This window comes from Synechococcus sp. O70.1 (assembly GCF_047462215.1).
Taxonomy (GTDB): domain Bacteria; phylum Cyanobacteriota; class Cyanobacteriia; order Thermostichales; family Thermostichaceae; genus Thermostichus.
Map to the genome: position 1 here is coordinate 21,719 of NZ_JANSIT010000017.1, position 23,301 is coordinate 45,019.

17 protein-coding genes and 1 pseudogene are annotated in these 23,301 nt (G+C 60.6%); 9 read left to right on the plus strand and 9 right to left on the minus strand.

Annotated elements, in window-relative coordinates; translation table 11 throughout:
- Window positions 1-22: 22 nt before the first annotated feature.
- Window positions 23-1,534: an L-aspartate oxidase gene (locus NW833_RS09570; RefSeq protein ID WP_414412324.1), complete on the plus strand. Its 1,512-nt coding sequence runs from the start codon at window positions 23-25 to the stop codon at window positions 1,532-1,534.
- Here NW833_RS09570 and gndA read toward each other — a convergent pair.
- The 3 genes and pseudogenes from gndA to tnpA all read right to left on the minus strand — a co-directional run bounded on the left by gndA (window position 1,531) and on the right by tnpA (window position 4,011).
- Window positions 1,531-2,940 carry an NADP-dependent phosphogluconate dehydrogenase gene (gene gndA, locus NW833_RS09575; RefSeq protein WP_414412325.1) on the minus strand — a complete coding sequence of 470 codons (1,410 nt, stop codon included), beginning with the start codon at window positions 2,938-2,940 and terminating at the stop codon, window positions 1,531-1,533. The two genes, NW833_RS09570 and gndA, sit on opposite strands and share 4 nt — an antisense overlap.
- 90 nt (window positions 2,941-3,030) lie before the next feature.
- Window positions 3,031-3,558, minus strand: coding sequence for a pentapeptide repeat-containing protein (locus tag NW833_RS09580; protein WP_414412326.1), 528 nt, complete (start codon window positions 3,556-3,558; stop codon window positions 3,031-3,033).
- A 58-nt stretch (window positions 3,559-3,616) separates the two neighbouring features.
- Window positions 3,617-4,011, minus strand: a pseudogene (tnpA, locus tag NW833_RS09585) (IS200/IS605 family transposase).
- Between the two features lie 35 nt (window positions 4,012-4,046).
- On the opposite strand from tnpA, the gene NW833_RS09590 reads away from it, so the two are divergent.
- From NW833_RS09590 to NW833_RS09605, 4 genes are all read left to right on the plus strand, one after another.
- Complete coding sequence (locus NW833_RS09590; protein ID WP_414412327.1) at window positions 4,047-5,150, plus strand: RNA-guided endonuclease InsQ/TnpB family protein; 1,104 nt, start codon at window positions 4,047-4,049, stop codon at window positions 5,148-5,150.
- A 71-nt stretch (window positions 5,151-5,221) separates the two neighbouring features.
- Entirely contained in the window at window positions 5,222-6,415 is a 1,194-nt protein-coding gene (larC, locus tag NW833_RS09595) for a nickel pincer cofactor biosynthesis protein LarC (RefSeq protein ID WP_414412328.1), read from the plus strand.
- 115 nt (window positions 6,416-6,530) lie between these two features.
- Entirely contained in the window at window positions 6,531-8,525 is a 1,995-nt protein-coding gene (locus NW833_RS09600) for an ABC transporter ATP-binding protein/permease (RefSeq protein WP_414412329.1), read from the plus strand.
- Window positions 8,526-8,642: 117 nt separating this feature from the next.
- Entirely contained in the window at window positions 8,643-10,424 is a 1,782-nt protein-coding gene (locus NW833_RS09605; protein ID WP_414412330.1) for an NADPH-dependent assimilatory sulfite reductase hemoprotein subunit, read from the plus strand.
- Window positions 10,425-10,433: 9 nt separating this feature from the next.
- Here NW833_RS09605 and NW833_RS09610 read toward each other — a convergent pair whose 3' ends face one another.
- Entirely contained in the window at window positions 10,434-11,465 is a 1,032-nt protein-coding gene (locus NW833_RS09610; protein ID WP_414412331.1) for a 2Fe-2S iron-sulfur cluster-binding protein, read from the minus strand.
- Between the two features lie 173 nt (window positions 11,466-11,638).
- Here NW833_RS09610 and NW833_RS09615 point away from each other — a divergent pair, with 173 nt between their 5' ends.
- Complete coding sequence (locus NW833_RS09615; protein ID WP_414401339.1) at window positions 11,639-12,457, plus strand: tetratricopeptide repeat protein; 819 nt, start codon at window positions 11,639-11,641, stop codon at window positions 12,455-12,457.
- Window positions 12,458-12,472: 15 nt separating this feature from the next.
- Here NW833_RS09615 and NW833_RS09620 read toward each other — a convergent pair whose 3' ends face one another.
- Window positions 12,473-12,817, minus strand: a complete 345-nt coding sequence (locus NW833_RS09620) for an STAS domain-containing protein (protein ID WP_414412332.1) — start codon at window positions 12,815-12,817, stop codon at window positions 12,473-12,475.
- Window positions 12,818-12,923: 106 nt separating this feature from the next.
- Here NW833_RS09620 and NW833_RS09625 point away from each other — a divergent pair, with 106 nt between their 5' ends.
- From NW833_RS09625 to lgt, 3 genes are all read left to right on the plus strand, one after another.
- Window positions 12,924-14,132 carry a glycosyltransferase family 2 protein gene (locus tag NW833_RS09625; RefSeq protein WP_414412333.1) on the plus strand — a complete coding sequence of 403 codons (1,209 nt, stop codon included), beginning with the start codon at window positions 12,924-12,926 and terminating at the stop codon, window positions 14,130-14,132.
- Window positions 14,133-14,327: 195 nt separating this feature from the next.
- Entirely contained in the window at window positions 14,328-15,020 is a 693-nt protein-coding gene (locus tag NW833_RS09630) for a response regulator transcription factor (RefSeq protein WP_414394726.1), read from the plus strand.
- A gap of 92 nt (window positions 15,021-15,112) precedes the next feature.
- Entirely contained in the window at window positions 15,113-16,231 is a 1,119-nt protein-coding gene (gene lgt, locus NW833_RS09635) for a prolipoprotein diacylglyceryl transferase (protein WP_414412334.1), read from the plus strand.
- Between the two features lie 8 nt (window positions 16,232-16,239).
- Here lgt and NW833_RS09640 read toward each other — a convergent pair whose 3' ends face one another.
- From NW833_RS09640 to NW833_RS09655, 4 genes are all read right to left on the minus strand, one after another.
- Window positions 16,240-18,177: a tetratricopeptide repeat protein gene (locus NW833_RS09640; RefSeq protein WP_414412335.1), complete on the minus strand. Its 1,938-nt coding sequence runs from the start codon at window positions 18,175-18,177 to the stop codon at window positions 16,240-16,242.
- A 21-nt stretch (window positions 18,178-18,198) separates the two neighbouring features.
- Entirely contained in the window at window positions 18,199-19,680 is a 1,482-nt protein-coding gene (locus NW833_RS09645; protein WP_414412336.1) for a site-2 protease family protein, read from the minus strand.
- Between the two features lie 47 nt (window positions 19,681-19,727).
- Window positions 19,728-20,819, minus strand: coding sequence for a magnesium-protoporphyrin IX monomethyl ester (oxidative) cyclase (gene acsF / locus NW833_RS09650; RefSeq protein ID WP_414412337.1), 1,092 nt, complete (start codon window positions 20,817-20,819; stop codon window positions 19,728-19,730).
- A 100-nt stretch (window positions 20,820-20,919) separates the two neighbouring features.
- Window positions 20,920-23,301 (minus strand): glutamate synthase-related protein (locus NW833_RS09655; protein WP_414412338.1); only part of this gene is annotated, 2,382 nt, incomplete at its 5' end.

Consider the following 23,301-nt stretch of genomic DNA (forward strand, 5'->3'; position numbering starts at 1 on the left):
GGTCGAGGGGCGGTTTTGTCCAGTGGTGTCCACGGCTTTCCCGGCGGAAACAGACCTCCTGATCCTGGGAGCAGGGGTGGCAGGGGTCTATGCAGCCCTGTGGGCGGAAGCGGAGGGGGCCAGAGCCCTGGTGGTGAGCAAGGATCCCCTCCCCTCGGGATCCACTCCTTGGGCGCAGGGGGGGGTGGCTTTTCCGCTGGATGCGGCGGATGTGGAGGCCCACCTCCAGGACACCCTGCAGGCAGGCCGGGGCCTGGTGGAGGCCGAAGTGGCCCGCTCCATTCTGTGGGAAGCGCCCTTTCATCTGGAGAAGCTTTTGTCCTGGGATCTGCCCTTCCACCCTGAGCCAGTGCGGGAAGGGGGCCATTCGCGGGCGCGGGTACGCCATCTGGGAGGGGATCGAAGTGGGCTATGGCTTCTCAGAGGCCTGCTGGCTCGCCTGAGCAAGCCGCCTTTGGAGGGCTACACAGCCCTCAGCCTTTTGATGGCAGGGGAGAGAGTGGGAGGAGCCCTGCTCCTCGGTCCGGAGGGCTTTCTTCAGGTAAGGGCGGGGGCGGTTCTCCTGGCTACAGGCGGGTTTGGCAGCCTCTTCCCCCTCTCCACAGCTCCGCCGGGAGCTACTGGCGATGGCATGGCCCTGGCCTGGCGAGCAGGGGCCATTCTCAGGGATCTCGAGTTTGTGCAGTTTCACCCCACCGTTTTGCCCAATGGAGCCCTGGTCAGTGAAGCCGCCCGAGGGGCAGGGGCCGTGCTGCTCAACGCCTGGAGGGAGCGCTTTATGCCTCGCTATGCGGAGCTGGGGGATCTAGCGCCGCGGGATGTGGTGGCCCAGGCAGTGTTCTGGGAGCAGCAGCGGACGGGGGGAGTTTACCTGGACCTCCAAGCTGTGCCCCATCTGGAAGAGCGCTTTCCTACCGTTGTTGCCTCTGCCCGCGCTTTGGGGCTGGATCCCAAAAGAGAGCCCCTGCCGGTTGCTCCCGCTGCCCACTACGTCATGGGCGGCGTGCGAACGGATGCCTTTGGCTGCACGGGCCTGCCGGGCCTCTACGCAGCGGGGGAAGTGGCTTCTACGGGCCTGCACGGGGCAAACCGTTTGGCTTCCAACAGCCTTCTGGAGGGGCTGGTCATGGGCAAGCGGGCTGCCCTAGTCGCCCTACGGGACCTCCAGGATCCACCGCGGCAGGTGCAGGCTCTACCAGTGCTGACGGCGCCGCCCTCTCTGCTTCCCAAGCTCAGGCAGCAGGTGGGAGAAGCCCTGGGCGTGGTGCGGGAGGGAGAGCAGTTGCGGACTTTTCTGGCTTTTGCAGAGGCCCTACCCCTGGAGGAGAAGCCCTGGGCCAGCCGGGAAGAGGTCGAGGCCGGGAGTTTGTTGCTGCTTGCCCGCCTGGTGGCGCAAGGGGCTCTGTTGCGAGAGGAAAGCCGCGGAGCCCACTTCCGCAAGGATTTCCCCCAAGAAGGAGATCCTTTCCATACGGAAGTGTGGGGCTTTACGGTTAAGCAGACACCCCTGGGTCTGGGTGGGGCTTCCCTCTAGGCGGTCCAGGTGTGGTGGAAAACCCCCGGCCTGTCGATGCGTTCAAAGGTATGGGCGCCGAAGAAATCCCGCTGGGCCTGGGTGAGGTTTTGGGGCAGCTCGGCAGTGCGGTAGCTGTCGTAGTAGGCCAGGGAGGCGCTGATGGCCGGGATCGGGATCCCCAAAGCTGCTGCGGTGGCCACCACCCGCCGCCAGGATCCCTGCCTTTCCTGGATGGCCTGCTTGAACTCCTCATCCAGAAGCAGGTTGACCAGCTCCGGATCCCGCTGGTAGGCTGCCTGGATTTTGCCCAGGAGGCGGGCGCGGATAATGCAGCCCCCCTTCCAGATGCGAGGGATCTCGCTAAAGGTGTAGATGTAGCCGTGGGCAACAGTGGCTTGCCGGAGCAGCGCCATCCCCTGGGCATAGGAGCAGATCTTGGAACAATAGAGAGCGGCGCGCAGATCCTGAAGGAAGCGCTCGGGATCCCCTTCAAAGGTGGTTCCTGGCCCTTGCAACTGCTGGGAGGCAGACACCCGCTCTTCCTTCATCGACGAGAGAATGCGGGCCTGCACTGCCGCCTCGATGGTGGGCACTGGCACCCCCAAATCCAGGGCGTCCTTGACCGTCCACAGGCCCGTGCCCTTCTGGCCTGCCTTGTCCAAAATTAGGTCCACCAGCGGCCTGCCCGTCTCCGCATCCAGCGTCCCCAAGATCTTGGCGGTAATCTCAATCAGAAACGACTCCAGCTCCGTCTCGTTCCAGGCTTGGAAGATCTCCTGCATCTGGGGTGCCGAAAGCTTCAGCCCCCTGCGCATGAGGTCGTAGACCTCGGCAATGAGTTGCATGTCGCCGTATTCGATGCCGTTGTGCACCATCTTCACGTAGTGCCCGCCCCCTTTGGGCCCCAGGTAGGTGACACAGGGGCCGTCCGGCCCTTGGGCGGCAATTTTGGTGAGGATGGGCTCCAGTAAGTGGTAGGCTTCCAGACTGCCGCCAGGCATGAGGCTGGGGCCGTTGAGGGCGCCTTCTTCCCCGCCGCTCACCCCCATGCCGACAAAGTGGATCCCAGTAGGCTCCAGGGCCGCGGCGCGCCGGTCGGTGTCGCTGTAGAGAGAGTTGCCGCCATCGATGAGGATGTCGCCCGGCTCCAGCAGCGGTTTGAGCTCGTCGATGAGGGCATCCACCGCTGGGCCTGCCTTGACCATGATCAAGATTCTGCGGGGCCGCTCCATTTGTTGCACCAACTCCGGCAGGCTGTAGGCGGGGGTAATCTGTTTGCCCTGGGCTCGCCCTTGGATGAACTGCTCGGTTTTGGAGCGGGTGCGGTTGTAGACGACAACTGGAAAGCCGTTGCGTTCGACGTTGAGGGCCAGGTTTTCCCCCATCACTCCCAGGCCAATCACCGCAAAGCTGGGCTTGCTCATGGTTGGGGCACCATCAACACCTCACCCAATCTAGAGGTCGATCCGAGCGGCCGGTTCTAGGGATCCTGTTTTCTTCACCTTTGCCAGCTTTCAAGGACAGCCGAGACTTGCGCGAGTGGAAACTCCGGTTACGGGATGGGATCCCTCTGCCCGCTGGCACAACTGGCGCAGGGCTGCCCGATCCACATAGGCCTCGCTGAAGTCGGCGCCGGCAATCTGAGCCCCTTCCCAAACGGCCCGCGCGGCGATTGCTCCCCTGAGGTTGGCTCCTCGGAGGTCGGCACCCGCTAGGTTGGCCAGATCCAGCAGGCTGTTGCTCAGATCCGCCCCAGCCAGGTTGGCCCCCGCCAGATTGGCCTTGGTGAAGACCACGCCGGTGAGGTTAGCCCCGTGCAGGTCGGCACCCTGCAGGTTGGCGCTGACAAAGCTGCTGCCTCGCCAATCCTGACGCGACAGATCCTGCCCTCGCAGATCGGCGTTGTTGAAGTTGAGGCGAGTCTGGCCGTTCGCCGCCGATCCCCACAGACCCCACAGCAGCAGCGTCGCCGCCAGCAGGATCCCCAGGGGGATCCGCAGCTGGGATCCCCCCTTTGCTTTTGCTGCCTCAGGACGCTTCAAAGCGCTCAACTCCTTCCGCAAGTTCTTATCAGAAAATCTAGGTCTAAAACCCTGCCCTTTAGGGCAGCTTTTCTTGGTTTTGGATGTAGGCCACTAAGAGTTGCAGAGGAGCCCCCCCAACACTAGAAGCCAAGTAGCTGGGACTCCACAAGGCATTCTTGCCATAAGGTTTAAGTAGTTTAGCTTGCCCGCACTTGCGACTCGAAACCTCCTTCAGTGCATTCACCATTTGAGAGATAGACCACTTGGGCGGGTAGGCAATTAGAAGGCGGACGTAGTCTGCCTCGCCGTTAAACTCTAAGACCTCAAAGTCCATCTTTCGGGCAACACTCTTAAACGCCTCCGCAATCAAGTTCAAACTCTCTTGAGTGAGTATCTTTCGCCTGGATTTGTGACAAACACCAAATGGGCCTGCAGGCTAGAAACACTGTTGCGGTCTCTCCTTAATTTCATGTGCTATCTTGGACATACCAACTTGACTCTAGCCCATGAAAGCTCGATACAGGTATAGGTTCTACCCCACAGACCAACAGCGGCAGAAGCTTGCCAAGTTGTTTGGCTGTGTCAGGTACGTCTGGAATGAAGCCTTAGCCCACTGCCAAGCCGTTGGGAAGTATCCAGGGTACAACGCTTTGGCCAAGCGCCTAACCGAGCTCAAGCAATCGACTTCATGGTTGGGCGAAGTTTCAAGTGTTGCTTTACAGCAATCTCTCAGACATTTGGACAAAGCCTACAAGCGTTTCTTTACCAAGCAAGGAGGTGCGCCGCAGCTCAAAAAGAAAGCAGCCAAGCAGTCAGCAACGCTAACTAGGGGAGCTTTTTCTATCAACGGTAAGCGGGTTTACTTGGCCAAGGTGGGAGCCATTAAGCCTATTTGGAGCCGACCTTTGCCGAGTACCCCTAGTTCCGTCACTGTAATTAAAGACACTGCCGAGCGTTACTTTGTCAGCTTTGTGGTGGAGACGGAACCTGTTAGCATCCCTGCTCGCTCACCCAGTATTGGAGTGGATTTGGGGATTAAGACCTTCGCCGCCACAAGCGATGGGGCCAAGTTCCCCAGTCCCAACTATAGGCCTCTGTACAACCGTATTGCCCAGCTGCAAAAGCAGCTTGCCAGGCGGGTGAAGGGATCCCATCGGTGGGAGCGAACCCGGCTGAGGATTGCCAAGCTGCACAACCGCATTGCCGACATGCGGCTCGACTTCCTGCACAAGTTGTCAACCCAGCTCACGGTCGAAAACCAAGTCGTGTGCTTGGAAGACCTCAACGTTAGCGGGATGTTGAAAAACCGTCGGTTGTCCAAGGCGATTAGTCAGCAGGGGTGGCATACCTTTCGGGCTCTCTGTGAGGGCAAAGGTGAGAAGTACCAGAGGGAAGTGCGCCTAATCGACCGGTGGGAGGCTACAAGCCAGTACTGTTCGGCTTGTGGCTGGCACTGGGGCAAGTTGGATTTGGCTACCCGTGTGGTAGTCTGCGACGGTTGCGGGGCAGTGCATGACAGGGACGTCAACGCTGCCAACAACCTAAAGCAAGTCGGGATGGGGCATCGCCCGACTCTAAAACGGACGTGGAGACTGCGTAAGACTGGCTAGCCAGCAGCAGTTTGTGAAGCGTCAAGAATCTCTCGCCTTTAGGCGAGGGGAGTATGTCAACATGCTTTGGTATGAAAGTAGCTTACTTTGACTGCGCAGCGGGCATTGCCGGCGACATGTGCCTGGGGGCGCTGCTGGATTGCGGGGTGCCCCTGGAGTATCTCAACCAGCAGCTCCAGGCCTTGGGCATCGGGGGGGAATACAACCTGCAGGTGAGTCGCGTGCAGCGCTGTGGGCAGCCTGCCCTGCAGGCGGTGGTGGAGGTGCTGGACGGATCCCCGCCCCCCCGTTCCTGGTTGGAGATCCAGGCTTTGATTGCCGGATCCCACTTGGCCCCTGCGGTCAAGGTCCGCAGCCTCAAGGTTTTCGAGAAGCTGGCCCAGGCGGAGGCAAAAGTTCATCAGGTTCCCCTGGAAAAAGTGCATTTCCACGAGGTGGGGGCTGTCGATGCCCTGGTGGATATCGTCGGCACCTGTGTTGGCCTCGACTGGCTGCAGGTGGAGCAGGTGATCTCTTCTCCCCACCCCATTGGCGGCGGCTGGGTCAGCACCGAACACGGCCAGCTAGCGGTGCCCGTGCCGGCGGTGATTGAGCTGTGGGAAATGGGGCGTGTGCCAGTGTTCAGCAACGGCGTGGAAGCCGAGCTGGTTACCCCCACCGGGGCAGCCTTGGCAGTGGCGCTGGCAGAAGAGTTTGGGCCTTGTCCACCGCTGCGGCTGGAAAAAGTGGGGCGGGGGGCTGGCAGCCGTGAGCTGCCCATTCCCAACATCTTTCGCCTTTGGATTGGTCAATCGCAGGGGCATGAGCCGACCGAGATTGTCTCGGTCTTACAAACCCAGATTGACGATCTCAACCCTCAAGTGATTGCCTACACCTGTGAGCAGTTGCTGGCCCTCGGTGCCTGGGACGTGTTTACCCAGCCCATCACCATGAAGCAGGGACGACCAGGGGTATTACTGACGGTAATCTGCCCGCCGGATCGCGTGCTGGAGTGCCAGGATCTCCTCTTCCGGGAAACCACCACCCTGGGCATTCGCCACTCTCTGCAGCAGCGCACCGTCCTGGAGCGGCGGATCGAGCGGGTGGAAACTCCCTACGGCCTGGTGGACGTCAAGGTGGCCTGCCACCACGGCCGCATTGTCAACGCCCAGCCGGAGTTTCGCGACTGTGTGGCCCGCGCCCAAGAGTTCCGCGTGCCGGTGCAGACGGTGTGGCTAGCGGCTCACGCGGCATGGCAAAAGCGGCTGCAAGGGGATCCCGCCTAGCCAGTCGGACTTGCCAGCTAGAGAAGTTGCTCCTGCTGAACAGAGATGGAGATCCCTGGCCTGCTAGCCTGGAAGATGTTGTAAGGCTCCCACGCTCTTGCCGACGGCTGCCAACATGGACTCCCAAACCTATCAGTTTAACTTCGACCGCAAACTTTGGGACCGCTTTATCACCGTAGCTCAGCCATATTTTTACCCGAGGGTGCGCTATGGAGGCTGGATTTTCTTTGGCCTGCTAGCAGCATCCATGGTGTTTGTGGTTGCCCTCATGTTCTTTGTCGAGATTGGGGTAACCCTGGTTGGAAAGGCCCTTTTTCCAGAGTTCTTCCGAACCCTAGCAGCAGGCTTGGTCGAGCAAACAGAGAGAAACCTAGCCTCGCCAGTGCTATGGGTGGCAGCAGCCAGCTTGGCCCTAAGCAGCCTGGCGTTTGGGGTGGTATGGAGGCAGATCCATCGGCGCTGGTTGCAATGGGTGCTCCTTACCTTTTTGCTGTTTCTGTCCCTAACAGTAAACCGGCTAAATGTAATGATTAGCTTTATCTTTCGTTTTATCGACACTGCCCTGCAGCAAAAGGAAGAGAGCACCTTCTGGCAGTTTTTGATCATCTACGGGGTGTTGATCATCTCAGCCATTCCCATTTTGGTGATCTACCGCTATACGCGGCTAAAGCTGGGCCTGTTTTGGCGGGAATGGCTAACCGACTACTTCCTGGATCGCTACTTTGACCGGCGGGCCTACTACGAGCTGGATTCCAACGCTGCCAACACCGAAATCGATAACCCTGACCAGCGCATTTCAGAAGACGTTCGCTCCTTCACTGGCACCACCCTTTCTTTTTTGTTGGATATTCTCGACTCAATCCTCACTCTCTACGCCTTCACCGGCATTCTCTACAGCATTTCCCGCGTGCTGGCGATAGGATTGGTTATCTATGCTACCATCGGCACTGGCATTGCCGTTTTGGCCGGTCGCAGGCTGATTAAAATTAACTTCGATCAACTGCGCTACGAGGCCGACTTTCGCTACAGCCTAGTGCACGTGCGAGACAACGCCGAGTCCATTGCCTTTTACCAGGGCGAAAACCTAGAGCTAAGACAGATCCTGAATCGCTTTGCTGCTGTCTTGCGCAACTTTAATTTGTTGATCATTTGGCAAGCAATTATCGATATCTTTCAGTACGCCTATAACTACTTTACCCGCATCGTTCCCTATGTGATTGTGGCTCCCCTCTACTTCAGCGGCGTGCGGGATTTTGGCACCATCACCCAGGCCACCATTGCCTTTAGCCAGGTGCTGAGCGCCCTTTCGATTGTGGCCAACCAGATCCAAAGCATCTCCAGCTTTGCCGCCGGGATCAACCGCCTGGGATCCTTTTACGAAGCTTTGGAGGATCCGGCCCTGCGCCAGCTGCGTCCTCGAGAAAGCGCCATCCAAACCCGCATTGCCCCCCACCTGGCGCTGCAGCATGTTACTTTGCTTACGCCCAATTCGGAACGAATCTTGGTTCGGGATCTGTCCCTAAGTTTGGAGGCAGGCCAACGGCTATTGATTGTAGGGGTCAGCGGCAGCGGCAAGAGCTCCCTGCTGCGAGCCATTGCTGGCCTGTGGAGCAACGGCCAGGGGTCCATCGCCCGTCCCGACCCCGGCGAGATGCTCTTCCTGCCCCAGAAGCCCTACATGCTCCTGGGATCCCTGCGGGATCAACTCCTCTATCCAGGCCGTCGCCGGGATCTGACCGACGAGGAGCTCCTGCAGATCTTGGCCCAAGTTAACCTCGCTGACTTGCCGGAGCGGGTGGGCGGCTTCGACGTGGAGAAAGACTGGGCCAGCACCCTCTCTTTGGGCGAACAGCAGCGCCTGGCCTTTGCCCGCATCTTAATTACACGGCCCCGCTACGCCATTTTGGACGAGGCCACCAGCGCCCTGGATGTGGCCAACGAAAAACTGCTCTACCTGCAACTGCAACGCCTCAACACCACCTACGTCAGTGTCGGCCACCGCCCCACCCTCCTGGCCTACCACGACCTTGTCTTGGAGCTGCAGGGCAACTCTGCCTGGAAACTCTGGTCGGCGGCAGACTACAGCGCCCGCTTGGGGCTGGCCGGCTAGAGCTTTGAGGCCGGCTGTAAGCGCTACAGCAGGCTGTAAAGAAGCCAAACTGGACGTTGCTGGCAAGAGGTGATACCCTGTTTCACAGGTATTCCGACCGGATTACTGGGGAATTAGATGACCTCCTCTGCCACCTCCGAAGCCAAGCGCTCCAAAGTAGAGCACATCAAGGCTGAAAGCAACTTTCTGCGGGATCCCTTGCAGCAGGAGTTGGCCCAAGACACCACCCACTTCAGCGAAGCGGCGGTGCAGGTGCTCAAGTTCCACGGTGTCTACCAGCAGGACGACCGGGATCTGCGGCAGCAGCGAAAGCAGGAGGGACTGGAGCGGGCCTACCAGATGATGCTGCGCACCCGCATTCCGGGGGGGCATGTGCCGCCACAGCTCTATTTGACCCTGGATCGGCTGGCCGATGAGTACGGCAACGGCACCTTGCGCGCCACCACCCGACAAACCTTGCAATTACACGGGATCCTGAAGAAAAATCTCAAGGCCACAGTGGCCAGCATTATTCGGCAGATGGGATCCACCCTGGCTGCCTGTGGAGATGTCAACCGCAACATCACGGCGCCGGCTGCCCCCTACAAGAACCGGCCTGCCTACCGCTATGCCCAGGAGTATGCGCGCAAACTGGCAGATCTCCTGGCGCCGAAGACCTCTGCCTACTATGAGATCTGGGTAGATGGGGAGCCAGTTCCCATCCCGCCGGTGGATCCGGAAGTCCGGGAAGCCGAGCAGTTTGTCGGCAATGGGGTAAGGCTGGAAGGGCCGGAGCCTCTGTATGGCCCAGTCTACTTGCCTCGCAAGTTCAAGACCGCCATCACCGTGGCTGGAGAGAACACGGTCGATATCTACGCCCAGGATCTGGGCCTAATTGTGCTCACCGACCGCAAGGGCAACCTCAAGGGCTTCAACATCGTGGTGGGCGGAGGGATGGGGCGCACCCATGGCAAGGAAGAGACGGAGCCCCTTTTGGCCCAGAAACTCTGCTTTGCCCCGCCGGAGACGGTGTATCGGGTTTGCCAGGCGGTCTTGGCCGTGCAGCGGGATCACGGCAACCGCTACGACCGCAAGCAGGCGCGGCTGAAGTATCTTGTGCGCGACTGGGGGATCCACAAGTTTCGCCGCGTGGTCGAGCAGTACCTGGGGGAGAAGCTATTGCCCTTTCGGCGCATGCCTAAGTTTGTCCCCAACAGCGACGACTACCTGGGCTGGCACGAGCAGGGGGATGGCCGTTGGTTTTTGGGCATCTCTATTGAAAATGGCCGCATCCAAGATACGCCGGAGCGGCAGCTCAAAACGGCACTGCGCAAGATTGTGGAGGAATTTGCTCTCCACCTGCGGCTTACCCCCACGCAGGACGTGATCCTCATCGACATCGAGGAGCACCAGCGAGAGGCCATTAACCAGATCCTCAAGTCCCACGGAGTCCCCTCCAAGGAGGAGATCCCAGAGCTGGTGAGGCTGTCCATGGCCTGTCCGGCGCTCCCCACCTGTGGCCTAGCCATCACCGAGTCGGAGCGGGCCCTGCCCAGCTTGATTCGCCAGTTGGATCAGGTGGTGCAGGAGCTGGGGCTACAGGACTCGCCCTTTTTGGTGCGCATGACCGGCTGCCCCAACGGCTGTGCCCGCCCTTACTTGGCGGAGCTGGGATTGGTGGGATCAGCCCCCGATGGCTACTACCAAATCTGGCTGGGGGCTAGCCCGCGAGGGGATCGCTTGGCCCAGCCGTTTCAGGATCGGGTGCATGTTAGCCAAATTGTGCCCCTGATGCGGATTCTCCTGCAGATCTACAAGCAGGAGCGCCAGCCCCAAGAGCGCTTTGGCGACTACTGCCACCGCGTGGGGATCCCTTACCTGCAGGCCCAGGTGCAGCAAAGGGATGGCGTTTTTGCCTGAAGGGATCCCTCAAAAACGAGACCAAGCCTGTAGCCATTCCCGGAGCGCTTCCAGCCATCCAATCGGTTCGGGCTTGGCTGCTTCTGGAGCTTCCTCCTCGCCAGCCGGCAAGCTAACTTGGTCAGGGTGCACCCTGTAAACTCGGATGGGTTTGGCGTTGGGAAAAGGTTTCACCGAAAGAGGCTCCACCTGCAGGAGTTGCCCTTCCACTGCTCGATACACGGCTGCCGAGATGAGCAACCGAAAGCTCTGTTCCTCAGTCTGTCCCCCCCCTTGCGAAACATCCTCAACCGACTCCAGCCAGGTGGCAAACTGAACCGACTTCCCGAAGGCGGACAGCCGCTGCGGATCTTGGGGATCAATGGGGAGCAGAAGAACCGGGCCGTGGTGGATCCCGAGGGTGAGCTTAACCTGGGGGTAGGAGAGTTGCCGCAGAGACCTATTCAACTCCGCCACCGACTGTCCAAGCGCCAACCCCGCCTGCAGCGCCTGCTGTATGGCCAGCTCGGGTTGTTTGAGACCAAACAAAGCCAGACTTCTCAGCCCGCTCTGGTTGGCCAGTACTCCCCCATATTGCTGCACCAATGCTCCCATCTGGGTGAAGTAGCGACCCAAGGTGTAGACAACATCGTAGGGAAAGTTCTCCTCGTCGAAGTTGGCTGTCCCCCGCAGCGAAGCGCTGAGAATGGCGGCGGTGACTTGGCTGCCGACCGAATGGGCCTGCAATTGATGTTGAGCTACTTCCACATCTGCTTTATCGATCACCAGCCGCTGCAGGGTGACATCTCCAGTGATGCGGGTTTGACAGGCCAGACGAATATGTACAGGAAGGTCTAGCCGTTGAGCTAACTTCTTCTCGGCAGGGGTCATGCTGCGGCAGTTTTGGCTGCCTTCCAAAATCAGAATGCGACAGGTGGAGCAGGCGGCATTGCCCCCACAGGCATGGACATGGCGCACCCCCGCCTTGAGCAGATTTTCCAGAACCGTGAGCAGGGGATTGGCTTCCAAGGTGAGGTTGTCGGGGTAACAGGTGATCCGCATGGTTAAGAGGGAGTGAGGGGTGGCAAAAAGATTCAGCACTACCTAAATTCAGTACGGCATTGCCCTCCCCTTGGATGCTGTTTTCAAAAGTTTTGGGTATTGGGTAACCTCACCCCGCAGCCTGCCCCGGCGCCGATGATAGAGTACAGAGGAGTCTTCTGCGCGAGCCCTTTATGCCTCAGTCCAAACCCCAAGAATCCCCAGCCCGCAAGCTCCTCAACATTTTGCTGCTGGTGGTGGGCACGGTAACTTTCTTGGGCTTCTCCTTTGGCCCGCTATTCCAGGCCCTCGGGCCTTCCGAATCTCCAGAGGCCAGCCTGGTAACCGAGCAACTGCGGGCCCAGGCAGACGGCTATCGCGTCGTGCTGGAGCGGGAGCCGGATAACCCCATCGCCCTGCGGGGGTTGATCGACACGCAACTGCAGCTCAACGAGCCGCAAGGGGCCATCGAGCCGCTGAAGAAGCTGGTGGAACTGGAGCCGGAAAATCGGCAACTGCGAGCTTTTTTGGCCCAGATTCAGCAAGATACAGGGGATCTGGAAGGGGCATTAGAGCAGCTCCAGATCCTTCACGAGAAGGATCCCAAAGATAGCCAAGTCCTGCAGGAGCTGGCCGACGTTCAACTAGCGCTGGGCCGCCCTTCTCAAGCCATTGAACTACTGGAGAACTATCTGAAGGAAGTCCCGGAAGATAACGATGTCCGTCTGCGCTTGGCCTTTATCTACGTCCGCAATAACCAGACGGAAAAGGCTGTCGCCCTCTACGACGAGATGATTGCGGCGGATCCCAGCGACTTTGCGCCCGTGTTGGGCAAAGCAATAGCCCTTAGCTCCGCCACCGATGAAAACCTACGGGCAAAAGCCCCGGAGCTATTTGAGCAAGCAGCCCGCCTGGCCCCACCCAAGCTGCGGGAGCAGATCCGGCAAGAGGCCGAGCTCTCTGCCCAAAGAAACCAGCCTCAGGCTGTTGAGAGCCAGGAGACTGCTCCCTGAGGAGAGTCGTCCCCCTCAAGACTCGGAGACCTCCTTGAGGGCCGCTTCCACCGAGGGATAGATCTCGAAGAGGGAATCTAGGTGGGTAACCTTGAGAACCAGCTTCGCTTGTTCTCCCAGGCTGCAGAGCTTGAGAGGACAGCCGGCAGCGGAACAGAGGCGTCTTGCCCACACCAAAGCCGACACCCCCCTACTGTCGATCAGCGGAACCTGACTTAGATCCAGCAAGAGATGTCTTGGTTTCTCGGCGAGAACCGTGCCCAGCTCTTGGCGCACCAGAACCGGATCCAGCTTTCCTGGCGGAAGCTTGACGAGGGTAACAAGGGATCCCCCGGGGCTAAGCTGAGTGGAAACATCCACAAAGGGCTAAGAAAGAAAAAGCCGAGGGCAAGGGTCACCTTGATTCTGAACCAAAGCCACCGGCTTGGGCCTTGCTGGGCAACTTGGAGGTAGGAAGGTAGCTCTAATGGATACGCACGCGATCCCGATGGAGGATGCGGCTGCCTTGGGTTTGTTGGCCCTACAGCTGCCGATGGCGGCGGTGTTGCTGGCCCGGCTGCTGCCCTCTCTGTGGCGTCCTTCTCCTCTCCCTCCTGGTCAACCGGGGATCCCTTTTCCGCCGGGCTTGGTCAGCGTCTTGCTGCCTACCCTCAACGAAGCCGAGCGCCTGGATCCCTGCCTAGAAGGGCTGCACCGCCAGGGAGCGGTCGTGCGCGAGGTGCTGGTGGTGGATAGCCGCTCCCAGGATGGCACCCGCGAAAAAGTGCTGCAGATGGCCAAGCGGGATCCCCGCTTTCGCCTCTTGACCGACGATCCCCTGCCCAGCGGCTGGGTGGGTCGTCCCTGGGCGTTGCACTACGGCTTTCTCCATGCGGATCCCGCTTCTGAGTGGATCTTGGGCATTGATGCTGATACCCGCCCCCAGCCGGGCTTGGTGGAGCGCTTGCTGGAAACTGCCCAGGCCAAAGGGCTGGATCTCCTCACCCTGGCGCCGCAGTTTATCCTGCAGCACTGGGGGGAAGGCTGGCTCCAACCAGCTCTTTTGGCAACCCTAATTTACCGCTATGGAGCGCCAGGGGACACTGCTACCCTGCCAGAGCGGACGATGGCCAATGGGCAGTGCATGTTGGTGCGCCGCTCGGTGCTAGAAGCCATGAACGGCTACACGCTGGCGCGGGCCTCCTTCTGCGACGATGTCACCCTGGTGCGGCAGATTGCGGCAGCCGGCTTTAAGGTCGCTTTCTGCAACGGTCGGCACCTGCTCAAGGTGCGCATGTACACTTCTTTGGCCGAAACTTGGCGGGAGTGGGGCCGATCCCTGGACCTGAAAGATGCCACTCCTGCAGCCCAACTGTGGGGGGATATCGCCCTACTGGTGCTTACCCAGGGGATCCCAGTCTTAGCGGTTGGGGGTCTGGGGCTCAAGGCCGGGCTGGGGTTCCCCTTTTCCCTAACGGAGCAGGTGCTGCTGGGTCTTAACCTGGGCCTAGTTGCCTTGCGACTGGGAGTCCTTGTGGGCATTCGCGGCTCCTACCAAGATCCCCCCTGGACGTTTTGGGCTTCGCCGCTGGCGGATCCCTTGGCCGTCCTGCGAGTGATCCTGTCGGCCCTCAGCCGGCCCCGCTCTTGGCGCGGGCGCACCTACTCGTCATCAGCCGAGCGTAGTGGAGGTTAATCTATTAATCTAAGTGTTCGCCACCCTTGGTTTCGGGGATAGCTGGGAGATCCTGTAGCTGCAGCAAATCTCTCCTTCAGGCAGCAGCCGCTTGTGGGACACGTAGCTGGCGCAGACTTCACGTTACCCCGCCTGTCAATGGCTAAGGTATGCTGGTGGGCAGGGAGCCGATTTCCCGCCTCTTCTGGAGAGAATATGCCCGAGCCGGAATCCTCCTCTGCCCACATTCTGGTGATCGAAGATGAGGCCAAGTTGGCCCGTTTTCTGGAAACTGGGCTGACCTATGAAGGGTACCGAGTCAGCGTGGTCGGCGATGGCACAGCGGGGCTAGCGGCAGCCCGCACCCAAAACCCCGACCTGGTGCTCTTGGACTGGATGTTGCCCGAGATCTCGGGGTTGGAGGTTTGTCGCCAGTTGCGCTTGACGGGCGACCGCGTGCCGGTGGTGCTAATGACGGCTAGCGATGAGGTGGCAGCTCGGGCGGCAGGGCTGGAGGCTGGGGCGGATGATTATGTCGTGAAACCCTTTAGCCTTCAGGAGTTACTGGCGCGGATACGGATCTATTTGCAGCACCCCAAGGGATCCCCCCATGGCCAGTTGGTGTTCATGGATCTAACGCTGGATCCCGTGACGCGGGAGGTGAGGCGGGGAGAGCGCCAGGTGGAGCTGACTGCTAAAGAATACGAGCTGTTGCGCTACCTCATGGAACATCCCCGCCAGGTGCTCACCCGCCAGCAGATTCTGGAGCATGTGTGGGGGCACAACTTTGCAGGCGACTCTAACATCATCGAGGTTTACATTCGCTACTTGCGTCTTAAGATCGAAGCTCCAGGAGAGAAGCGCCTCATCCAGACGGTGCGCGGGGTAGGCTACGTGTTGCGAGACTAGGAGCGCGACCGGAAAATTCGTCCTACTGGCGCGGCGTGGAAGCCAACTGCTGGAACTAAGTTGGGGGATCGGGGGTGCAGAGCGTGCTGGGGATGAATCTACGGGGTACTGAGCTGCTAGGCCTTACTTTTAGCTCGCCCGGGGAATTCGTCTTCCGCTTCCCCCCCAGCACTCCCCTGGTGGGCGGGCTAGGTTTGCGTTGGTACGGCCTGCTGATGGGCATTGCCGTGTTGGTTGGCCTAATCCTGACCAAAGCCCTAGCAGAGGCCCGTCACCTCGAGAAAGAGCCGGGCAAGGCCAGCGAGCGGGTCGAGGCCCTGGCCCTGTGGCTAGTGGTGTCGGGGTTTCTGGGCGCCCGACTTTACTACGTCCTCACCCATTGGTCAGAGTTCCGAGACAACCCCCTCTTGGCCTTTGCCATCTGGCGGGGAGGCATCATCATCCACGGTGGGATCCTGGCGGGGGCGCTTGCCCTTTACCTCTATTGCCGCGCCACCGGGATCAACGGGTGGAAGTACGCCGATGTGATTACCCCCGGCTTGATCTTGGGCCAAGCCATTGGGCGCTGGGGCAATTTGTTCAACTCCGAGGCCTACGGTGCCCCCATTCCTCCTGACAGCAGTTGGCCTTTGCGGATATATATCCCTCCCGAGGCCCGCGAGCCGGAACACAGCCAGTTTGAGTTTTTTCACCCCATCTTCTTTTACGAAAGCCTCCTTAACCTGGTTCTGTTTGCCCTCTTGATGGGGATGTTCTGGCGCTTTCCCAAGCTTAAGGATGGCACTTGGGTCTGGACCTATGTCGTCGGCTACAGCCTGATTCGCATCCCCTATGAAATCTTACGCGTGTCGGCGGTGGCCTATCTGCCGGGAACTTCCGTTAAGGCTGCCTATGTGGCCAGCGCCGTAGGCCTAGTGCTCGGGATCGGGATGCTAATCTACATGTACCGGCTGCGCTTTGATCCCGACCTGGAACAATTAGCCGCTTGGCTAGCCGAACAAGCGGGGCTGGAGCTGGAAACAGCTGCAGACCTTGTGCAGCGGGCTTGGGCCATCCAGCAACAACATCGCCGTGCCGACTTGCTGGATCGCGTCACCCTAGCCATGCCCCATTTTTCCAGCGCGGTTGCTCCCCACCTCTCTTTGGGCCAGCGGGAGCTATTGATGCGGCAACTGCTCTGCCGTCTGGAAGGTCGGGACTCCGGCCAGTAAACTCCCCCTCAGCTCTTCAGAGTTTGCAGCCACGCTTCCAGGGCGCGGATGGGGGCGGGATCCCGGTAGACCCGTTCCTGGCGGGCTTTTACCTGCCGGCCCACTTTCTCACGCCAGCGGTCGTCCAAGCCCAGCCGCACGGCAATCTGAACGTACTCATCCAGGCTAGAAGCAATGGTTTCGTGGAGCTCCATTTGCTGCAGGATGGCGTAGGTATGGCGGCCCCGCATCAGGGATCCCGGCAAGGTCACAATGGGCAGGCCGTGGGGCAAGGCTTCCAGGGTGGTGTTGCCGCCAGACCAGCCGATGCTGTCTAGGTAAACATCCCCCAGGGCGTTGTAGGCAGCGTATTCGGCGGGCGAGAGCTCCGGCAGCAGCAGCACATAGTCTTCGGCGGCCAGGCCGTAGGCGCGGAAGGCTCGCTGCAGCCGTTGCCAAAAGCGCTGGCGGATCCCTTGGGAAAGGCGGCCCTGGAGGAATAGGAATTGACACCGCCCCACCTCCCGGGCAATGCGGGGGAACACCTCGTCGTATTGGGGCAGGTATTTGAACAAGGATTGGGCACAGAGGTAGAGCACCCTGTCGGGATCCACCCCCCAGGCCTGCCAGTCCACAGAGGCAGGTGCAACCTCCGAGGGGATGTAGTAGGTGCCAAGGCCAGGTAGGAGCAGGAGCTGCTCAGTGTAGTGGCTGGCCCCGTCCGGCGGTTCCATCAGCTCGCTGCTGATGAAGACATCCATTGTTGGTAGACCGGAAGTTTGGGGATGGCCCCAGGCCATGGCCTGTACCGGCGCCAAACGCAGGGCAGCCAGTTGAGCGCAGACCGGGTCGATGCCCACTTCTGGGTAGAGGAGCACGTCCAGTTGGGCCTCTCGAATGACTGCCTGCCACTCCATTAAGCTGCGGGATCCGGCCACAAACTGCTCAAAGCGGGAGGGCAGGGAGCGCGTGATCTCGTCTTGGATGGCCGAGGTGTGGAAGCCGTAGAGGGCCACTTGGGAGCGATCCAAAGCTTCTACCCAGCCGCGAGTTAGGATCTTCCAAACCGAGTGATCCCGAAACAGGCCGGAGACGATGCCTACCCGAAGCCGCCCAGGACGTCGCTGCCGGGGAAGGGAAGGCTGGGGGTAGCGAGCCGCCATGACCTCCCCCACTAGGGATCCGTACAGTTGCTGCAGCTCGCGGTCGTTCTGGCCCTGGTAGGGCAAAAAGAAAGGCTGGACAGAGCCGACGCCGGCAGCCGCTTGCTCCAGGGTTTCTGGATCCCGCGGCAGTTGCTCCCAGCGGGCCTTGACCTCTTCTAGGGCCTGGCGGTAGCGCTGGCGAGCACTTGCTATCTGTTCCGGGGCGTCGTAGAGCAGGGGCAACTGGCTGACACACCAGCCCAGGGCGGCGGCCAAGTCGGCTGGATCCGCTTGCCAGAGTTGGTAGAACAGCTTGGCCGCTTCCTCCTCTTGCCCGCAATCGCGCAACAAGATGGCCAGGATATGGGCAGCATCGGTAAAGAAGCCCGGCTGCAACTCCAGAGCCTGCAGCAGCGGCACCAGCGCCGCCTCCCACTCCCCCTGCTGCCGTAGCACCAGGCCTAGCTGGTACAGGACCTCTGGATCCGGCCCCCCCTGCTCCAACGCCTGCTGGAGGTGAGCTTTTGCCTCCTCCAGGTAACCTACCTGCTTGAGGGCAATTGCCAGATTGTAGTGGGCGTCGGGAAACCACGGCTGCTGCGCCAAGGCCTGCTGCATCAGGGCAATGGCTTCCTCCAGGACTCCCTGCTGCTGTCGGCAGACCCCCAAAAGGTGCAGCGCTTCCGGGTGGGCGGGCCGGGCCTGCAACACCTGTTGGTAGAGGGAGATGGCCTCTTCCAGTTGCCCCCGCTGGTGATGGTGGACAGCCTGAACCAGCAGGGCCTGCAGGTGCTTTTCTTGGTCCTCTCGGCTGGGGCCCAAGCCTTTTCCTGGCAGCGACATTTAGCCGTTGGGGAGGTTGAGGAAGCCCGCCAAGGCGGGGGCAATTGGCAGCAGGGTCATCACCATCAAAAAGAGGGCTAGCAGCGCCAAGGCATCCCGCTGGCCGTCGGTTTCCGTAATCTCATCCTGCGGGGGACGCTCCGGCTCACGGGCAATAAAGAGAATGAGCAGCGCCCAGTAGAGGGCCAAGACGTTGCTGATGGCTGCCACGGCCAACGCAATGAGGGTAATCACCGTGGCGCGGGCTGCTGTCTTACGCCCATACACGGCCTGCACAATGCGACCCCCGTCCAACTGGCCAGCAGGCAGCAGGCTCAAGGCGGTGATGGCCAGCCCAATCCAGCCCACGGCCACGAAGGGGTGAATGGGCACCAGCTCCGCCTGTAGCTGGGATCCCAGCACCAGCCGCGCCAGGGTGCCCACCAGGATGGAGCTGCGAAAGATCTCCGTAGGCACGTACACGCCTCCAGCGCCCGAGAGCTTCAGGCCAACCAGCAGCACCACCAAGGAAAGGAGGCCGCCCGCTGCTGGTCCAGCAAAGGCGATGTCGAAGAGGGCCTTGCGGTTGGGCACCGGCGATTGGATGCGGTTTAGGGATCCCAGGGTGCCAATCCCTAGGCTGGGGATAACAAAAGCGGGGCTGAGGCGCACCCCATACTTGCCGGCCATCCAGCGGTGTCCGGTCTCGTGCACCAGCAAAATGGCAAAGATCCCAGCTGCCACGGGCAGAGCTTCCACCCAGCGCCCTGGCGCCTCCAACAGCCGGAAGCCCAGCAAGTTGGCCCCCACCTCTAGGGTGGCCAGAAAGCTAGCTAGCATTAGGCCTGCGGCCAGAATCTGGGCTCCCCTCGAGGCGCGGTAGTTAACTATCTCGTCTGGCAGAACCACCACCGCCGGCTTTTCCGAGGCATCCTCGACCAAAAACAGTTGGTAGCGGCTGCCCACGCGCTCTTTGAGCTTTTCCACCAGTAGGGGTACGACCACCTCGGCGTCCCCGCGGAGGTTGCCCTTAAAGATGGCCCCCTCCCCATAGGGGATGGTTTCAGTAACAAAAAAGGTGTCCAGGCTGAAGATGGACTGAATAGCTTGCAAATCCTCGGCGGAGATCTTGCGCAGAAACCCTGCTGGCTCCGCCGCAGCCTGGGTCGACGCCTCCGCTGCCCCTTCTGGTTGACCCTCTAAACTAGCCAACTGCTGCCGCCGCGCTTGCAGCTCCTGCTGGGCCAACTGGCGGGTTTTGCGCCCCACGGCAATGTAGAGCCCCGTAAACACCAGCAAGAGCAGCAAGAAGCCGGCAAAGTTGAGGTAAACCCCCACCAGCAGCAGCCCCAGGAAGATCACCCACGGCAAAAGGAGCAGGGATCCCTGCAGCCACATCCAGACGGCTAGGGATCCCCGCCGGCGGGCTCGCCAGAAGCCCCAACCCAAAAAGGCCAGCGTTCCCAGCAAAAAGAGCGGTGTAATCCCAGCAGCAATGTTCATGGCTGACCTAGCAAGGCTGTACGGGTATCCAGCTAGGGCAAGAGGGCTTAGGCGGAAACGACTGCTCCTTCAAAACGAGGCTCTGGCTCCTCCCACAGGTAGAAGCCAGCTTTGCGCGGTTTGAGTAAGAACAGCCGCAGGAACTGGTAGGCGTTGTTGAGGTAAAGCGGCAGCTTGCGCAGACCCTTGAAGGGGCCAGATCCCCGCTCAATCTCCCTCAGTTTGGCGTTGTTGGCTATACACTTCTGCAGCCGCCGCACAAACTCAGGGTTTTCCACATCCAATACCACTGGGAACACCTTAGCCGCCTCGCGGTTGGTTTTGTAGATTACCTCCATGTCATAGGCATGGGGATCCAGGCCGAGGAGGCGGTAGAAACCCGGGCGCTCGCCCACGTCGTTGAGGTACATGGTGGCAAACACCGACAGCAGGAAGAAGCGGCACCAGAGCTCAGCCACCCATCCCCTGAGCAGCCGTGGCTGGCTAAGAAGCACAAGGGCAAAGAAGTCGCCGTGCCGGTTCTCGTCCTGGCACCAGTTCTTGAAGAAATTGAAGATGGGGTAGATGCGGTTTTCAGGATGGGCCTCTAGGTGGCGGTAGATGAGGATGTAGCGCCAGTAGCCAATCTTCTCGGAAAGATAAGTGGCGTAGAAGATAAAGCGAGGCGCGAAATAGGTGTAGGACTTGTGCTTGGTTAAAAAGCCTAGATCAAAGGCCATGTTAAAGTCGCCCATGGCCCGGTTGAGGAAGCCGGCGTGGCGGGCTTCATCCCGGCTCATGAGGGCAAAGCACTCGGCCAAAATTGGGTTAGTCTCCTTCAGCCGGCGGGAGAGCTCCTTATAGAGCAGGAAGCCGGAGAACTCTGCCGTGCAGGAGCGCTCCAAAAACTCCACAACCAGCCGACGCGCCTCCGGATCGAGGCGACTTTCCCAGTCTTGGTTAAACTCCTCGCCGCGGACAAAGTGGTGGCGGTTGTAGTCGGCGCGAAACTCCTCCAGGATGGCTCGGAAGTCGGCCTCCCGATCCCCTAGGCTCATCTTGCCAATGGCTTCGAAATCGGTGGTGTAGAAGCGCGGTGTCAGGATAGTCTCCTTGGGTACTCGCGCCTGAATCTTGGCGGCTTCCAGGCTGGAACTCATAGGCAGCTAAAACAGATAAAAACCAGCTACATCCTCGCAGTTTACCAGTTCCCTTAGCTGCCGTGGGGATAAGAAGTGTTACCAACAGACCCTGAAACTCCTACGACTGCACTGCCGCTGGCTGGGATCGGGCGGGATCCGTTAGCTCACTGCCCTCTTCGGAAGGGGGAACCACCTGCCAGAAGAGAGGGAGGTAGCGCTCCCAGTTCTTGAGGATGCGCTCAGCTTTGGGGGAATGGGTGCGGCGGTAGTGCTCCTGGACCAGGCCCTTGAGTTGCGCTTCCGCTGCTGCGGTTTGCACCCGCTGAATGCGCACGATCTCGCCGTTGACCTTGGCGGGGAAGTTGCCCTCCTCATCTAGCACGTAGGCCAGGCCGCCGGTCATGCCTGCCCCCAGGTTGCGGCCCACCCGGCCCAGCACCACCACCACGCCGCCGGTCATGTATTCGCAGCAGTGGTCGCCAGCTCCCTCGACGACTGCCTGGGCACCGGAGTTGCGTACGGCAAAGCGCTCTCCCGCCTGGCCGTTGGCAAACAGGGATCCGCCCGTGGCCCCGTACAGGCAGGTGTTGCCCAGGATCACGTTTTCCGCCGGATCCCGCGGGGCTTCTGGGGGAGCTAGGATGACGATTTCGCCGCCGCACATGCTCTTGCCCACATAGTCGTTGGCTTCTCCCGTCAGGGTGAGGCGCATGCCCGCCAGGGTAAAGGCCCCAAAGCTCTGGCCGGCTGTGCCCACAAAGCGCAGATCCAACAGCCCCCCCTGCTGGGCAAAGCCCCCATCCCCATACCGCCGAGCCAGGGTGCCGGCGATGCGCCCGCCCACACAGCGGTCGGTGTTCGCAATGGGGAGTTCCAACGTGGCTGTGCCGCAGGTCTCAATAGCCTTTTGCACCTCAGGCCGGGCCAGGATCTGCTCGTCCAGCACCGGGCCATTGGAGTGCACCGGCTCATGGTCTAGCCACTCGGGCTGACGGTGAGGATCAAAGCCAGGAGGAGTTCGCAGCAGACAGTCCAACTGGAGAGACTGGGTTTTTTCCAAAGCCACGTCGGCGCGGGGGCAAAGCAGATCCACCCGCCCAATGACCTCTTTGAGGGAGCGGTAGCCTAGGCGGGCTAGGATCTGGCGCACCTCCTCGGCCACAAAGGTAAAGAAAGTTACTACCTGATCTGGAGTGCCAGGGAAGCGCTTGCGCAGCTCCTCCTTTTGGCTCGTCACCCCCACCGGGCAGTTGTTGGTGTGGCACACCCGCGCCATGATGCACCCCTCGGCAATCATGGCTACGGTTCCAAAGCCAAACTCCTCTGCTCCCAGCATGGCCGCCATCACCACCTCCCAGCCGGTGCGCAGGCCGCCATCCACTCGCAAAATCACTCGCTGCCGCAGGCCGTTTTCCAAGAGGGCGTGATGCACCTCCACTAAGCCCAGCTCCCAGGGTGAGCCTGCGTGTTTGATGGAGCTGAGAGGGGAAGCCCCTGTGCCTCCCTCGTGGCCAGAGATCTGGATGATGTCGGCATTGGCTTTGGCTACCCCTGCTGCCACCGTGCCGATGCCCACCTCCGCTACCAGTTTCACCGACACCTGCGCCTGGGGGTTGACCTGGTGGAGGTCGAAGATCAACTGGGCCAGATCCTCGATGGAGTAGATGTCGTGGTGGGGCGGCGGCGAGATCAGGGTTACCCCTGGCTTGGAGCGGCGCAGCTTGGCAATGTAGGGGCTGACCTTTGAGCCGGGCAGTTGCCCGCCCTCGCCTGGCTTGGCGCCCTGGGCAATCTTAATCTCGATTTGCTGGGCGTTGACCAGGTACTCAGGGGTTACGCCAAAGCGGCCCGAGGCCACCTGCTTCACTGCCGAGCTGGCGTTGTCCCCCATGCGCAAGCCCCTAAGGTGAGGGAACCGCGCCGAGGTCCCCTCCGGCGTCACATCGGTGATGGGGAGGTAGCGCTCTGGGTCCTCTCCGCCCTCGCCGGAGTTAGACTTGCCACCGATGCGGTTCATGGCAATGGCTAGGGTCTCGTGGGCTTCGCGGCTGAGGGCCCCTAGCGACATCCCTCCCGTGGTAAAACGCTTGAAGATGGCTGTAACGGGCTCTACCTCTTCCAGGGGAATGGGATCCCGGTCGCTGCGAAAGTCAAGCAGATCCCGTAGGGCCGTGGGGGGGCGGTTGCGCAAATAGGCCCGGTAGATCTCGTAGTGATCGGGCTGTCCAGAGGCGATGGCCCTGTGCAGCAGCTTGGCCATTTCTGGGCTGTTGATGTGGTACTCGCCCTTAGGCCGCGCTTGGATAAAGCCAAAGTTCTCCAGCTTTTTCGAGGTGAGCTGGGGGAAAGCCCGCTGGTGATTTACCATGCCCTCGCGAGCCAAGTCCGCCAGCGTCATTCCCCCCACCTGCGACACCGTGCCGCGGAAGGCCAGGTCAATCACCTCTTGGCTGAGACCGATGGCCTCGAAGATCTGGGCCCCGTGGTAGCTGGAGAGGAG

What these genes read in the sequence shown, in the direction of transcription:
- gndA (WP_414412325.1), bottom strand. Translation starts at nt 2,940, where the DNA reads ATGAGCAAGCCCAGCTTTGCGGTGATTGGCCTGGGAGTGATGGGGGAA.
- NW833_RS09590 (WP_414412327.1), top strand. Translation starts at nt 4,047, where the DNA reads ATGAAAGCTCGATACAGGTATAGGTTCTACCCCACAGACCAACAGCGG.
- larC (WP_414412328.1), top strand. Translation starts at nt 5,222, where the DNA reads ATGAAAGTAGCTTACTTTGACTGCGCAGCGGGCATTGCCGGCGACATG.
- NW833_RS09600 (WP_414412329.1), top strand. Translation starts at nt 6,531, where the DNA reads ATGGACTCCCAAACCTATCAGTTTAACTTCGACCGCAAACTTTGGGAC.
- NW833_RS09605 (WP_414412330.1), top strand. Translation starts at nt 8,643, where the DNA reads ATGACCTCCTCTGCCACCTCCGAAGCCAAGCGCTCCAAAGTAGAGCAC.
- NW833_RS09610 (WP_414412331.1), bottom strand. Translation starts at nt 11,465, where the DNA reads ATGCGGATCACCTGTTACCCCGACAACCTCACCTTGGAAGCCAATCCC.
- NW833_RS09615 (WP_414401339.1), top strand. Translation starts at nt 11,639, where the DNA reads ATGCCTCAGTCCAAACCCCAAGAATCCCCAGCCCGCAAGCTCCTCAAC.
- NW833_RS09625 (WP_414412333.1), top strand. Translation starts at nt 12,924, where the DNA reads ATGGATACGCACGCGATCCCGATGGAGGATGCGGCTGCCTTGGGTTTG.
- NW833_RS09630 (WP_414394726.1), top strand. Translation starts at nt 14,328, where the DNA reads ATGCCCGAGCCGGAATCCTCCTCTGCCCACATTCTGGTGATCGAAGAT.
- lgt (WP_414412334.1), top strand. Translation starts at nt 15,113, where the DNA reads ATGAATCTACGGGGTACTGAGCTGCTAGGCCTTACTTTTAGCTCGCCC.
- NW833_RS09645 (WP_414412336.1), bottom strand. Translation starts at nt 19,680, where the DNA reads ATGAACATTGCTGCTGGGATTACACCGCTCTTTTTGCTGGGAACGCTG.
- acsF (WP_414412337.1), bottom strand. Translation starts at nt 20,819, where the DNA reads ATGAGTTCCAGCCTGGAAGCCGCCAAGATTCAGGCGCGAGTACCCAAG.